Source organism: Microcella flavibacter (genome assembly GCF_012530535.1).
In the GTDB taxonomy this organism is placed as follows: domain Bacteria; phylum Actinomycetota; class Actinomycetes; order Actinomycetales; family Microbacteriaceae; genus Microcella; species Microcella flavibacter.
Map to the genome: position 1 here is coordinate 2,407,513 of NZ_CP051299.1, position 12,531 is coordinate 2,420,043.

12 protein-coding genes and 3 tRNA genes are annotated in these 12,531 nt (G+C 65.8%); 9 read left to right on the forward strand and 6 right to left on the reverse strand.

The window, feature by feature from the left end; translation table 11 throughout:
- Positions 1-16 precede the first annotated feature (16 nt).
- Positions 17-568, reverse strand: coding sequence for a hypoxanthine phosphoribosyltransferase (gene hpt / locus HGB54_RS11490; protein ID WP_168916531.1), 552 nt, complete (start codon positions 566-568; stop codon positions 17-19).
- A complete protein-coding gene (gene tilS, locus HGB54_RS11495) occupies positions 568-1,632 on the reverse strand; it encodes a tRNA lysidine(34) synthetase TilS (protein ID WP_168916532.1) in 1,065 nt (354 codons plus the stop codon). Before tilS ends, hpt begins: the two co-directional genes overlap by 1 nt.
- A gap of 69 nt (positions 1,633-1,701) precedes the next feature.
- Between tilS and HGB54_RS11500 the strand changes: the two genes are divergently transcribed.
- Positions 1,702-2,196 carry an inorganic diphosphatase gene (locus tag HGB54_RS11500; RefSeq protein WP_168916533.1) on the forward strand — a complete coding sequence of 165 codons (495 nt, stop codon included), beginning with the start codon at positions 1,702-1,704 and terminating at the stop codon, positions 2,194-2,196.
- A 65-nt stretch (positions 2,197-2,261) separates the two neighbouring features.
- On the opposite strand, the gene HGB54_RS11505 is transcribed toward HGB54_RS11500, so the two are convergent.
- Positions 2,262-3,632, reverse strand: coding sequence for a M23 family metallopeptidase (locus tag HGB54_RS11505; RefSeq protein ID WP_168916534.1), 1,371 nt, complete (start codon positions 3,630-3,632; stop codon positions 2,262-2,264).
- 295 nt (positions 3,633-3,927) lie between these two features.
- On the opposite strand from HGB54_RS11505, the gene HGB54_RS11510 reads away from it, so the two are divergent.
- From HGB54_RS11510 to HGB54_RS11520, 3 genes are all read left to right on the forward strand, one after another.
- Positions 3,928-4,000: transfer RNA gene (locus HGB54_RS11510), tRNA-Glu, on the forward strand.
- A 42-nt stretch (positions 4,001-4,042) separates the two neighbouring features.
- Positions 4,043-4,119, forward strand: a tRNA-Asp gene (locus HGB54_RS11515).
- A gap of 62 nt (positions 4,120-4,181) precedes the next feature.
- Positions 4,182-4,254, forward strand: a tRNA-Phe gene (locus tag HGB54_RS11520).
- A gap of 443 nt (positions 4,255-4,697) precedes the next feature.
- Here HGB54_RS11520 and HGB54_RS11525 read toward each other — a convergent pair.
- Positions 4,698-5,063: a hypothetical protein gene (locus tag HGB54_RS11525; protein WP_168916535.1), complete on the reverse strand. Its 366-nt coding sequence runs from the start codon at positions 5,061-5,063 to the stop codon at positions 4,698-4,700.
- Between the two features lie 197 nt (positions 5,064-5,260).
- On the opposite strand from HGB54_RS11525, the gene HGB54_RS11530 reads away from it, so the two are divergent.
- The 3 genes from HGB54_RS11530 to HGB54_RS11540 all read left to right on the forward strand — a co-directional run bounded on the left by HGB54_RS11530 (position 5,261) and on the right by HGB54_RS11540 (position 8,619).
- Positions 5,261-6,441, forward strand: a protein-coding gene (locus tag HGB54_RS11530) for an IS3 family transposase (protein WP_407663490.1) whose coding sequence is annotated in 2 segments (ribosomal slippage) — positions 5,261-5,527 and positions 5,530-6,441 — 1,179 coding nt in all. Because the reading frame shifts where the segments join, the coding sequence is not laid out codon by codon here.
- Positions 6,442-6,569: 128 nt separating this feature from the next.
- Complete coding sequence (locus tag HGB54_RS11535; protein WP_168916536.1) at positions 6,570-7,502, forward strand: DNA-methyltransferase; 933 nt, start codon at positions 6,570-6,572, stop codon at positions 7,500-7,502.
- 280 nt (positions 7,503-7,782) lie between these two features.
- Positions 7,783-8,619: a PDDEXK family nuclease gene (locus tag HGB54_RS11540; protein ID WP_228545825.1), complete on the forward strand. Its 837-nt coding sequence runs from the start codon at positions 7,783-7,785 to the stop codon at positions 8,617-8,619.
- On the opposite strand, the gene HGB54_RS11545 is transcribed toward HGB54_RS11540, so the two are convergent.
- The gene (locus HGB54_RS11545; RefSeq protein WP_168916538.1) at positions 8,616-9,512 is read right to left on the reverse strand and encodes a restriction endonuclease; all 897 of its coding nucleotides are present in this window, start codon (positions 9,510-9,512) and stop codon (positions 8,616-8,618) included. The two genes, HGB54_RS11540 and HGB54_RS11545, sit on opposite strands and share 4 nt — an antisense overlap.
- Positions 9,493-10,626 (reverse strand): hypothetical protein, encoded by a 1,134-nt coding sequence (locus HGB54_RS11550; protein WP_168916539.1) that lies wholly within the window; start codon positions 10,624-10,626, stop codon positions 9,493-9,495. The genes HGB54_RS11545 and HGB54_RS11550 overlap by 20 nt, the downstream gene beginning before the upstream one ends.
- 361 nt (positions 10,627-10,987) lie before the next feature.
- On the opposite strand from HGB54_RS11550, the gene HGB54_RS11555 reads away from it, so the two are divergent.
- Complete coding sequence (locus HGB54_RS11555; protein ID WP_168916540.1) at positions 10,988-12,235, forward strand: IS256 family transposase; 1,248 nt, start codon at positions 10,988-10,990, stop codon at positions 12,233-12,235.
- Positions 12,236-12,276: 41 nt separating this feature from the next.
- The gene (locus tag HGB54_RS11560; RefSeq protein ID WP_168916541.1) at positions 12,277-12,528 is read left to right on the forward strand and encodes a hypothetical protein; all 252 of its coding nucleotides are present in this window, start codon (positions 12,277-12,279) and stop codon (positions 12,526-12,528) included.
- Positions 12,529-12,531 lie beyond the last annotated feature (3 nt).

Sequence of the window (12,531 nt, forward strand, 5' to 3'; positions counted from 1 at the left end):
GTGCCGCCCCGCGCGGCTACTCGTAGACGTGCGGCGCGAGCACGCCGATGGCCCGCAGGTTGCGGTACCGCTCGGCGTAGTCGAGGCCGTAGCCGACGACGAAGGCGGGCGGGATCTCGAAGCCGACGTACTCGACGTGCACCTCGACCTTGGCCGCCTCGGGCTTACGCAGCAGGGCGAGCACCGTGACGCTGCGGGCGCCGCGCGACTCGAGGTTCGCGGTCAGCCACGAGAGGGTGAGACCCGAGTCGATGATGTCCTCGACGATGAGCACGTCGCGGCCGGCGATCTCGGTGTCCAGGTCCTTGAGGATGCGCACGACGCCGCTCGACTGCGTGCTCGCGCCGTAGCTGGAGACGGCCATCCAGTCCATCTCGACGTGCATGCGCAGCTCGCGGGCGAAGTCTGCCATGACCATGACGGCGCCCTTGAGCACGCCCACGAGGAGCGGCGGGTTGTCGGCGTAGTCGGCCTCGACGCGGCGCGCCAGCTCGGCGAGCTTGGCGTGGATCTCCTGCTCGGTGATGAGCACCTCGGTCAGGTCCGCGCGGATGTCCTCGACGTCCATCAGTCTCCTCGTTCGGTGTCGCGGGGGGTGCCGGGGTCGCGCGCCTCGGAATCAGCGGGCGCCGCCGTGAAGACGAGGCGGCCGGCCGTGCGCTCCACCCTAATGCCGGGCAGGTGCAGGGGCTTCTGGCCGTGCCAGTCGGTGACGAGGCGGGCGACCTCGAGCGTCTGGACGCGGCTGAGCGCGCGGCCGAACTCGACGCGGGCGACGAGCCGGATGAGCCGGTGGCGCAGGGCGGGCGGGTTGGCGGCGAGCGCGGCGACGGGCAGCGAGCATCCCGCCTCCTCCAGCTCGACGAGCTCCTCGGCGACCTCGTGGACCATGGCGTCGAGCGCCTCGGCGTCCTCCCGCACGATCGCGGCGGTGCGGGCGAGCGCCTCGACGACGCCCGCATCGAGATCGCGTTCGAGCATCGGCAGGATGCTGCGCCGCACCCGCACGCGGGCGAAGCGCTCCTCGTCGTTGTGCGGGTCGTGCCAGGGCTCGAGTCCGGCGTCGGCGCAGGCCGCCGCCGTGGTCGCCCGGCGCAGGCCGAGCAGCGGACGACGCACAGCGCCGCGCACCGCGCTCATGCCCTGCAGGCTGCCCGTGCCGCTGCCGCGCGCGAGCCCGAGCAGCACCGTCTCGGCCTGATCGTCGAGGGTGTGCCCGAGCAGCACGGCGGCCGCGCCCGTCTCGGCGACGGCCGCGTCGAGCGCCGCGGAGCGGGCGGCGCGCGCCGCGGCCTCGGGCCCCCCGGCGGTTCCGACGACCACGCGGCGCACGAGCACCGGGTCGAGGCCGAGCTCGCGCGCCTGGGCCGCGGCCCGCTCGGCCACCTGCGCCGATGCGGCCTGCAGCCCGTGGTCGACGATGACGGCGCCCGCGCGTCGACCGAGTCGGGGCGCCTCGGCGGCGGCGGCGAGGGCGAGCGCGAGGGAGTCGGCTCCGCCGCTGAGGGCGACGAGGGCCAGCGAGCCCTCGGGCAGGGCGTCCAGGTGCTCGCGCACGGCGCGGCGCACGTCGGCGAGCGCGGGGGTGAGCCGCGGGCGACGGGGGTGCTCCGACGGGCTCGTGGGGGGCATCCCCTAAGGTTAGAGGCGCTTCGGGGCCGTCACCGGTGCCCCGTCCTTCCCCCTCTTCTAGGAGCGTTCATGGGCGCCTACCCCGCCGTCATCGAGATCCCCAAGGGCAGCCGCAACAAGTACGAGGTCGACCACGTCACCGGGCGCGTCTTCCTCGACCGCGTGCTCTACACGACCTTCGTCTACCCGACCGACTACGGCTACTTCGAGAGCACCCTCGGGCTCGACGGCGACCCGGTCGACGTGCTCGTGCTGCTCGACTACCCGCTGTTCCCGGGCGTGGGCGTCACCGTGCGCCCGGTCGGCGTCTTCAACATGACCGACGACGGCGGCAGCGACGCGAAGGTCATCGCCGTGCCGGCGAAGGACCCGCGCTGGGGCCACATCCAGGACGTCGGCGACATCCCCGAGTTCACGCGCAAGGAGATCGAGCACTTCTTCGAGCACTACAAGGATCTCGAGCCGAACAAGTGGGTGAAGACCGAGGGCTGGGGCGACGCCGCCGAGGCCGAGGCGATCATCCAGGCCGGTATCGACGCCTACACGCCGGTGAAGAGCAGTTAGGGCGCGTCGTGCGGCCGGCGGTCCGGGCGATGTCGGCGGCGCAGTCGGTGGCGGAGCCGACCCAGCTACACCGCCACGCCTCGAGCTCGGAGGTATGCGTAGGGGTCGAACGAGCTGCCGTAGCTGCGCATCTCGAAGTGCAGATGGTTCCCCGTCGAAGCGCCGGACGAGCCGACCCCTCCGATGAGCTGGCCCGCGGTGACTCTTTGCCCTGCCGTCACCCGCAGGCTGCCGGCGAGCATGTGCGCGTAGCTCGACGTTAGGCCGTTCCCGTGATCGATCTGGATGTAGTAGCCGAAGTTGCCGTTGTACCCCGAGAAGGTGACCGTGCCGGAGGCTACCGCCATCACGGGCGAACCGGCCCCCGCAGCGATATCAGTGCCGGAATGAAGGCGTAGATCGCCGTAGATGGGATGAACTCGGTAACCGTAGGGGGAGGAGACCCATCCGTACGAGGGCCTCGCCCACCCGGCCGCCGCGGGGGGAGGAGCGCTTCCCGCTCCAGAACCGGCGTTGCCGGCTGCCGCCTGCTCGCGGCGGATGCGCTCGGCCTCGGCGGCCGCCGCCGCCGCGCGCTCCCGCTCGGCGCGAGCGGCGGCTTCGGCGGCCTCGCGGGCCTTTCGCTCCTCCTCGATGCGGATCCGTTCGCCCTCCTGGAACTGAGCTTCGGTGACGGTGAGCGCGCCTTCGAGGGCCTCCAACTGGAGCTCGAGCCGAACCTGGTTCTCCTGCTGCGCTGACAGCGCTGCCTCCGTGGCCCGCTGCGCGGACTGCGCCGCTTCGAACGCCTCCTCTGCCGCGACGCGGAGCTCCTCACGCAGAGCGCGAGCGACGGCAGCCTGATCGCTGAGCGACTGAGCCGCCTGCTGGTCTCGGCGAGCCTCCGCATAGATGCCATCGGCCAGTTCGGTGATCTTGCTCGCGTAGCCGAGCCGGGACAGCAGTGCGTCGGCCTGCTCCGGGTTGCCGAACAGTGAGGCGGAGAGATCCCCCCCGCCGGTTCGGGTGAGCTCGGCGATGAATTGTCCTGCTCGTCTCCTCGACTCATCGGCCTCGCCCTGCGCCTCGTCCGCTTGGGCTTGGAGCTCCGCGGCTTCGAAGTCCGCCTGGTCGAAAGCGTCCTGCGCGACGAAGAACTCGTCGCCCGCTCGCTCGGACTCGGCCTGCGCGGCGGCGACCTGCTGCTGCAACCCGGCGATGAGCCCGCGCACGGATGCGGCCTCCTGCGCGGCGCGGCCGACATCGGCCTTCGCGGCCTGCACGTCCTCCCAGCTCGGGTAGGTGGCGGCGAAGGCGGGCGCGTCCTGCGAAGTGACGCCGATCGAGCCGACGAGCAGCGTGACGGCGAGTGCGGCGATGAGCGGCATCAGGCGGCGTCGACGAGCGGGCCGGGCGGCGTCGCCCCCGGTCGTTCCGACGCTGGTGCGCCCGGTCATCCTGCTCATTCTCACGATTCCATCCCCCGATGGTTGCGTTATGTCAGCACACTCACACGCGCACCATCGACCACAGTAACAACGGATGCCCGGCACGGCCAGTGTCGCGCACCCCCGCGTTCGGGGGCGCAGCAGTGCACAGCTCGGGCATCCTCGTGGGCCGAACCTATCCGCGCACCCGCCCGCGGGCCGGAGGGCGCACCGGCGCGCCGCGCATCCCGCCCGCCCCGGTTTGGTGTTTCGTCGCGGCCCGGCTATGCTCGTGCCTCGGTTGCTGTGCGGGTGACACCGCTACGGCCCCATCGTTTAGTGGCCTAGGACACCGCCCTTTCACGGCGGCAGCACGGGTTCGAATCCCGTTGGGGTCACGGAACAGCATCACCGGATCTGCCCCATAATTGAATACGCAAGGCCCTGTAGCGCAGTTGGTTAGCGCGCCGCCCTGTCACGGCGGAGGTCGCCGGTTCAAGTCCGGTCAGGGTCGCCACGGCGACGAGCCCTCTCTTCGGAGGGGGCTCGTTCCGTCAGAGGAGGTTTCCCTTCTCGCACGGCTCTGTAGCTCAGTTGGTAGAGCGCACGACTGAAAATCGTGAGGTCACGGGATCGACGCCCGTCGGAGCCACTCTTGTTCTCGCGCTTCTCCCACGCACCGGCTGGCGTCAAACTCCAGGTCAGCGTGCGGTTTTGGGCGGCTCTCCTACTGGCGGAAGCTTGACCAGCCGGGTCGATCAGACGCACGGGCAAAGGCTCGCGTGGCGTTCGGGCCGGGAACGGGCCGGGAGCGGACTCAGGAAGCACGCTCCTGAGCCAGTACGGCGTCCAATGCGGCCCTGTAGATGCCCTCATCAATGAGCTCGTCATCGAGTGCCGCGTCAACTTCATCGAACGACCCGGGGACGTAGTTCAGAAGGTCATCGTGCAGGCCCTCCGTCTTTGTTTCGCCTGGCACGTACGTCCAAGTTGTGACCGCGTGGATCATCGCTTCTCGAGATATCTCTCCACGCGCGTACCGCTCGGCGCTCCGATAGGGCCCGAGCCTGGGTTCGCTCGCTCCAGTCGAATGGGTCATGACGGATCCGTCCAACTCACAGACCGCGGGTTCAACCCGGCGACGAACCGTGAGACGAGGTCGCGATCACACTCCGGACTTTGGTCGACCCCGCTTCCGGCCAGGGTGTAAAGAGCAAAGACGTCGCGGCCGAGTCGCTCGCTGAACTTCACCTCCGTCGCTGCTTCCTTGATGCACATGTCTCCAATTCCCGATGCCATACGAGCAGCACGTGCAAACACGTAGGCGGGCTCCAGCTTGGAAAACCAGAACCACTGCTCTCCCAGCAACACGGCGTGACCGTTTTCTCGGACGTGCGAAGGACTGTGCACGGGCCGCGGGAGCTGCTCCACCTCGGTCACGGATTCGTAGTGATTGGGCATTCGCTTCCTCTCCGCTGAGCGTAAACGCCAGCTTCCCTGCTTGAACAGGCCTCGTCATGCCAGCAAGCATTTCTCACACTGGCACGCCGTCGCGGACAGCCGTGGATTCTCAATCGAATAGCGAGTCGGGGCGTGAGGAAGGAATCGGTGACAACTGATCGTTAGTGCCGGATGGCGCTGACGGGAAGGATGTCATCATGCCCGGTCCCTATCCCAGAGAGTTCCGCGAGGACGTCGTCGCGGTCGCCCGACGTCGCGAGAGCGGTGTCACGCTCAAGCAAGTCGCCACTGACTTCGGTATCAGCGAAGCGACGTTGCAGAACTGGCTGCGCCAAGCCGATATCGAAGAAGGCGCTCGTCCCGGTCAGACCGCAGACCAAGCGGCCGAGGTGCGCGAGCTGCGTCGCCGGAATCGTCTCCTCGAGCAGGAGAACGAGGTCCTGCGGAAGGCGGCGGCGTATTTGTCGCAGGCGAATTTGAAACTCGGTGGCTCCCGAAAATGATCTACCCGCTCGTTGCTGAGCTCGCCGAAGCGGGGATTCCCGTGACGGTGTCGTGCCGGGTCTTGAAGCTCGCCCGCCAGCCGTACTACCGATGGCGGAAGGATCCCGTTCGGGACGCAGATGTGGTGCGCGCGTATCGGATCAACGCCCTCCACGATGCCCACGCTGAAGATCCGACGTTCGGCTACCGATATCTCGCCGACGAAGCCCGCAGGGCGGGCTGGCGGATGAGCCGGCGGACGGCCTGGAAGCTGTGTTCCCAGGCCGGGATCCTCTCTTCGGCGCAGCGACGCAGGCGCGGAAAGGGCAAGAAGGTTGGCCCGCCGGTGTTCGACGATCACGTGCAGCGCGTATTCCGCGCGGACGCGCCGAACCGCCTATGGCTGACCGACATCACCGAGCACCGCACGGCGACCGAGGGCAAGCTCCATTGCTGCGCGATCAAGGACGTCTTCTCGAACCGGATCGTCGGCTACTCCATCAGTGAGCGAATGACGGCGAAGCTTGCCGTCGACGCTCTCCGCAACGCCGTCGCCCGACGTGGGGACGTCGCGGGCTGCATTCTGCATGCCGACAGGGGCAGTCAGTTTCGCAGTCGGGCGATGGCCAGGGAGCTGCGCCGCCACGACATGGTCGGCTCGATGGGCCGCGTCGGTGCCGCTGGGGACAACGCCGCGATGGAGAGCTTCTGGTCGCTGCTGCAGACCAACGTTCTCAACCAGCAACGGTGGGCGACGAGGCCAGAGCTGCGCCTCGCGATCGTGGTCTGGATCGAGCGAAAGTATCACCGGCAACGCGCCCAGGACACCCTCGGAGGGTTGACCCCGGTCGAGTTCGAAGTGAGGCTATCCGAGTCGCGATCCCTCGCGGCCTAAACCGAACCTGTCACCAGTTCGTTCCTCACGCCCCTCCTCGTCGCACCACGAGCTCCACTCACCGACGAACCGGCGAACTCGCGGACCAACCGCGACGCGATGTCCCTTATCGCCCTTAAGGTTGGGCCATGACGATCGCGCACGACGGTAGAGCCAAGGTAAGCGGCGCGAGCGGGGTCGTCCGAAACGGCGACGCGTACGATCTGTTCCCCGACATTCCTGCGAATTCGGTGGACCTGATCTTGACGTCGCCGCCCTACTGGGGACTGCGCGACTACGGGCTCGACCATGACCACGAGATTCTCAAGCACTGGGTCGCAGCTGGCAACGACTCGGATGACGCGCCGCCCTACGAGTGGTACCGATCGAATGGCGGAGTCCTCGGCTTGGAACCACGGCCCGAGTGGTTCGTCGCGCACCTGGTAGAGATCTTTCAGCGCGGAGCGCACGCGCTCAAGCCCGGTGGCAGTGTGTGGGTAAACATCGGCGATACATATTTCGCGCGATGGGCAAGTATTCGGAACGACGGTCGCCAAGGGCTCGGCAATACCGAGCGCGCACGACGGAGAGCACCAGTCGGCGGCTTCCGTCAGGAGAAGCAGTTGCTTTTGATCCCTGCGCGTTTTGCAATAGCGATGCAGGACCGGCGATGGATCCTGCGGAACGACGTCATCTGGAACAAACCGAATGTGCCACCGCGACCCGAACGCGACCGGTTGCGGCTCTCACACGAGCACTTCTTCCACTTCGTCAAGCGCCCAACTTCCGGCCGCGCGAGCTATTACTACGACCTCACTGAGGTTGAAGATGGCGCACGCGACGTGGTGACTACAAACGTGCGGGCGGGGCAGGATGGCCACTCCGCAACTTTCCCGCGCGACCTCATCCGACCTCGAATCCTGAGTTCATGCCCTCCGGGAGGAACGGTGCTCGACCCCTTCTGCGGAACGGGGCGTACGTTAAGTGTCTCTGTAGAGAGCGGTCGCAACGCTATTGGGTTCGACTTGAACACAAACTTTGCCGCAGTCGCGGCCTCAAACTCGGGAGACGGGCATCGCTAGGTCGAGCGCCGGCGAAGCTGGAAACATCATCGCCGAGTGGTTCGGGCATCGCGTGTATCCCGTAGCGGCGAATACGTCCGCCGCGAGAGCCGACCAGCGCAACGAGTGCTGCCCGTTTCTCAGCGATGTCACCGAGACACAGGTGACTTGCGTCAAGAGCGCGAAGTCCAAGGGCGGCTCGTCAAGCGGGGTGTCCCGTGGGGTATGCACCATCTCGAGCACCAGCAACGGCCTTCGGCAGGACTGGCTTGCGTGCCCGTTCCGAGCGCTAGATGTCGGGATGCTTGAGGATGCTGCACGACGACTGTTCGAACTCGATAGCGGCCGCCCTGTCCAGCTCATTGCGGCTCCGTCGCTCGCGAATGAAACGAAGCGGGAACTGTTCCGCCAAGCGCTGCTCGACGGCGAGGCCGGCGTGGCCTACTTCCAGGGCAAGCTCGGCGGGGAGATCAGCGTCCGAGCCACTGAGCGGTCGCCAGAACTTAACTTTGACGCGACCATGGTCGAACTCACGATGGTCGACGGCGTCCTCCATGTCGGGCGCTATGCAATCTTCGAGATTCAGACGATGGATTTCCACGGCACCTACAAGAGAGCCGTCGACAACATCGCCGCGGCGAGCCATCTCCATAAAGACGACTTCGCAGCTGCTGTGGAGGCGCATCCCGACTGGTTGTCGGAAGGCGTTGAAGGTCCGAACATCTCGAACGCGTTCAAGCGCACGTTTTATCAGATGATGTTCAAGTTCCAGATCGGAGCTCACGGCACTTCAGCCGGCTGTGTCCTGGCTATCCCGGAGGCAGTCTGGGATAGCTGGCAAAGATTTCTCGGCAAACCCGAGTTGATTGCCGCCGAAGACGGAACTTGGCGCTTACTGGGAACACCATCGGACGAGCGCCCGCCAGCCTGGATCTACGTCTTTGATCTCGCAACCCACACTGGCCTGACCCCCAATCCGGTTCAACTCAAGAAAGTGATCGGCACAACCGCCGCAGCGCTCTCACATTTCGCACTCGACGTTGCTCCCGAAGCAGCGCTCGAAGCGGGCGGAAGCGTCGACAATCTGCTCGAAACGATCAAGGCGCGACTGATGCGATTCGACCCCGATATCGTTTAGCTCGGCGAGTTCAAGTTCGAATCGACCCACGCAAGCGCGGCGGTCGCATCGAAATCGCCATCGCGAAGCCCAATTCCGGCATCTGTCAGGAGCGTCGCGATGTGACCGGTATCGAGCCCGACGACTCCGCTTGCTGCGAGCAGTCGCAATCCGTCAGCACTGATCGATCCGGTCGTAAGGAAGAGATAGAAGACGGGATCGCACACTCTCGGCTCGAATCCCTGGAGTGCGCGTCCGTCGTCAGCGACAGCGCCAGTGCGTGCCAGTTCGACGGATCCGACGAGTTCGCGGAGGTCAGGCGTCGACACTCGAGTTTTCGAGTAGTGCTTCGCCTGGCCAACCATCCAGACTTCTAGGCGCCTATCTGGAGACGGTAGATGAGACGAGATGTCCAGGCGTCCCTCGAGGCTCAAGCGACCAAAGAAGTCGATGCCCTGATCATTGGCCGACGCCGTCAGGCGGGGATCCTTGCAACCGAGGAGGGCAAGAATGCCGCGGCAGCAAGCCTCGAACTGCCGCCAATTCAGCCCCCTAAGGAAAGCGCCGTACTCATCGAAGTCCAGCCGACGGCGCTTCGCATCCGCGATCGGAGTTCCCTCTTCTTCCGGAGGTACAAAGCAACTGCCCTGCAGGTGTTCATCGGAAGAGCTGTTGAAAGCGAAGCGTGCGAAGGTCCCCGAGGGTGTGGCGACGTCCAGAATGGACTCCAGCCCGCGTTTCACCCCGTCCAGCCGCTGCTCTGCAAATTCCGCAGCCTCGTCGGGCGTGAAAGAATGCTCAATAATCATGACGCCCGCGATGAGATCGACGACGCGCGTCGGGGGCTCAGCTAACGAGATCGTCGCCGCGATGTGTTCTGCGACCGCAAGCGATCTAACTCGATTGCTTCTCACGCGACTCCACGATCTCGGCGATCAGATCACGCAGCTCCGCCAACTTTTTGACCTGACCGTCCTCAAGCTGACGAATCTCTCGGATTCCAAGGTGGTCGAGAGCCGCCAGAGCGGCGTTGATCTTGGACAGCCAGTTGCGTCCGGCATCCGCCGATTTCACGAGCGCAGAGGCATCGCTGAAGGGTTTCTCGAGGTCGAGCAGCGATTGCACCGCGTCCTCGTTGTCCAGAATCGTCTTGAGTTCTCGGATCTCTGAGTAAGACGTGATCTTCGGCGGACGCTTGACTCCGGCAGTGTCTGTGTATGGCGACAGCAACGAGTAAAAACTCTCCCGCTCGTCCTCATTCTCAAAGGTCATGCTGCCGTCGTCCCACGAAAGCCAGGTACGGACCTTGGGGCTGACGAGCGCCTCGTGGAAGAGCGGGTACAGCTCGCTGGTGACGTAGTCGGAATACTCCTCACTCGCTCGCATCTGGTCCATGGCTTCGAACGCGCGGTATCGCCGATTAATCTCCACGGCCGAGAGTCCGAGGCGCGAGCCGACATCCTGCGCGGAGAGAGAGTGCTCTTTGCGCAGCTCATGCACAAGCTGCGCACTCTGGTACCCGCCCCACTCCTTGACGCCACCGACGTGTCGAATGCCCATAATGGCGAGATACGCGCTCTCGTCGTCAGACTCCAGAACCACGACCGGCACGGCATCGAAAATCTCGAGTACTTGCTCGGGAAGATCGATCCCTGCCTCGTGGTCGGATTTCAGCCATCTGAGAGACGCTAAGCGGCGATTACCTTCCAGGACGACGAAGAGGTCCGGGACGGCGACGGGTTCGACAGTGTCGCCCTCCGTCTGAGCTGCGTCGACGCCGCCTGCTTGCACGCTCAGCTTGCGAACAACGATGCGCTCGACAGGCACGAACCCGTTTGACATGATCGACTGCTTCAGCTCGGTGAGCCCATCAGCTTTCAATCGCGCAAACGCCGCGTTCTGAACTCCGTCTTCCGAGAACCGCGTTTCGGCAACTCTACGGACGGCAGCGTCACCCTGAAAGCGAAAGTTGTTCGGATCCAGGAGAATTTGAGAGAGCGGTAGCGTTTTCGGTTCGTAGGTAGTCATTCGGTCCTCGGCTCAGTCGGCCGTATAAGTGTGTCAGGAACGGCGGGCGCACCGTGTCAACGAAATGCTCCGGGCCGGTCCCGGGCCGGGAACTCGGTTGAAACCATCTACAATCAGCCGCCTCCAACTAGCACGACTTCCGCTGAACCACGCGACGAACGAGCACTCGTGGGCACCCGTAAACCCGCCGCGTACAACTGAAAATCGTGAGGTCACGGGATCGACGCCCGTCGGAGCCACGAGTAGTGCCCCATAAGGTGGTGTAGCCCGGTGGCTGGCTCGTCGTCTTGGACGTGGGCGCGGTCACCGTGGTGTTCCTTCGAGGAAATTCTCACATCCCACTCGAAAGGCATCACACACGATGACCGCTCCACATATTGTCGACCCTGCTGGCGTTCTTGGCGAGGCTCTCGCCGAGGCGTCCCCGGATTCGATGCGCAGCCTGCTGCAGACCATGATCAACGCACTGCTGTCCGCGGACGCGGACGCCGTCGTCGGCGCCGAATGGGGCAAACCCAGCCCCGATCGGCTCACGCAGCGCAACGGCTATCGGCGCCGCGAGCTGGACACTCGCGTCGGGACGGTCGACGTCGCGATCCCGAAGTTGAGGTCAGGAACCTACTTCCCCGAGTGGCTCATGGAGCGCCGCAAGCGCGCTGAGACTGCGCTGATCACCGTCGTCGCGGACTGCTACCTCGCCGGGGTCTCCACCCGGCGGATGGACAAGCTGGTGAAGACCCTCGGCATCCACTCGCTGTCCAAGTCGCAGGTCTCGCGCATGGCCGCCGATCTCGACGAGCACGTCGAGCAGTTCCGCCACCGCCCTCTTGGTGATGCCGGACCGTTCACCTTCGTTGCCGCTGACGCGCTGACCATGAAAGTGCGTGAAGGCGGCAGGGTGATCAACGCCGTGGTGCTGATCGCGACCGGCGTCAACGCCGACGGACGCCGCGAAGTCCTCGGCCTGCGGGTCGCCACCTCCGAAACAGGGGCGGCCTGGAACTCGTTCTTCGCCGATCTCGTCGCACGCGGCCTGGGCGGGGTTCGTCTGGTCACCTCCGACGCCCACCAAGGCCTCGTGGAGGCGATCGCCGCGAACCTGCCCGGCGCGAGCTGGCAACGATGCAGGACGCACTACGCCGCGAACCTGATGTCCGTGTGCCCGAAGAGCATGTGGCCGGCGGTGAAGGCGATGCTGCACTCCGTCTACGACCAGCCCGACGCAGCCTCCGTCCACGCCCAGTTCGACCGACTCCTGGACTACGTCGACGGCAAGCTGCCCGACGCGCACGAGCACCTCGACGCCGCGAGAGCGGACATCCTCGCGTTCACGCAGTTCCCCGAGGGGCTCTGGCAGCAGATCTGGTCCAACAACCCCAACGAGCGCCTGAACCGAGAGATCCGCCGCCGCACCGACAGTGTCGGCATCTTCCCCAATCGCGACGCGATCGTCCGCCTCGTCGGCGCGGTCCTGGCCGAGCAGACCGACGAATGGGCCGAAGGACGCCGCTACCTCGGCCTCGACATCCTCGCCAAGTCCCGTCTGAGCCTCGTGCCCGACACCGGAAACGAGGTGAATACCGACACCGTCCTCGAACTCAGCGCTTAACCCATCACTTCGAAGGACCGCGCTACACCACTACCTGGGACTTGACCAAACTCGCCGCCCAATGGCGGGCGCAGGCAGAGTCGGCACGCCACGACCTCGCCACCATAGAGGCCCTGCCCATGACCGGGGCAGCGCAGCTCATCCACAACCGCATCGCCCAGGAGCAGGCACGCCGCGAGGCGGCCGAGCGTGCCCTGGCTGAGCGGAAGGCACGCGCCGCGCAGCTCCACGACTTCACCCGGCGCCCACCCGACCAGGGGCCGACGCAGCCGAGCCGCGGGCTCGGGCTGTAGCGG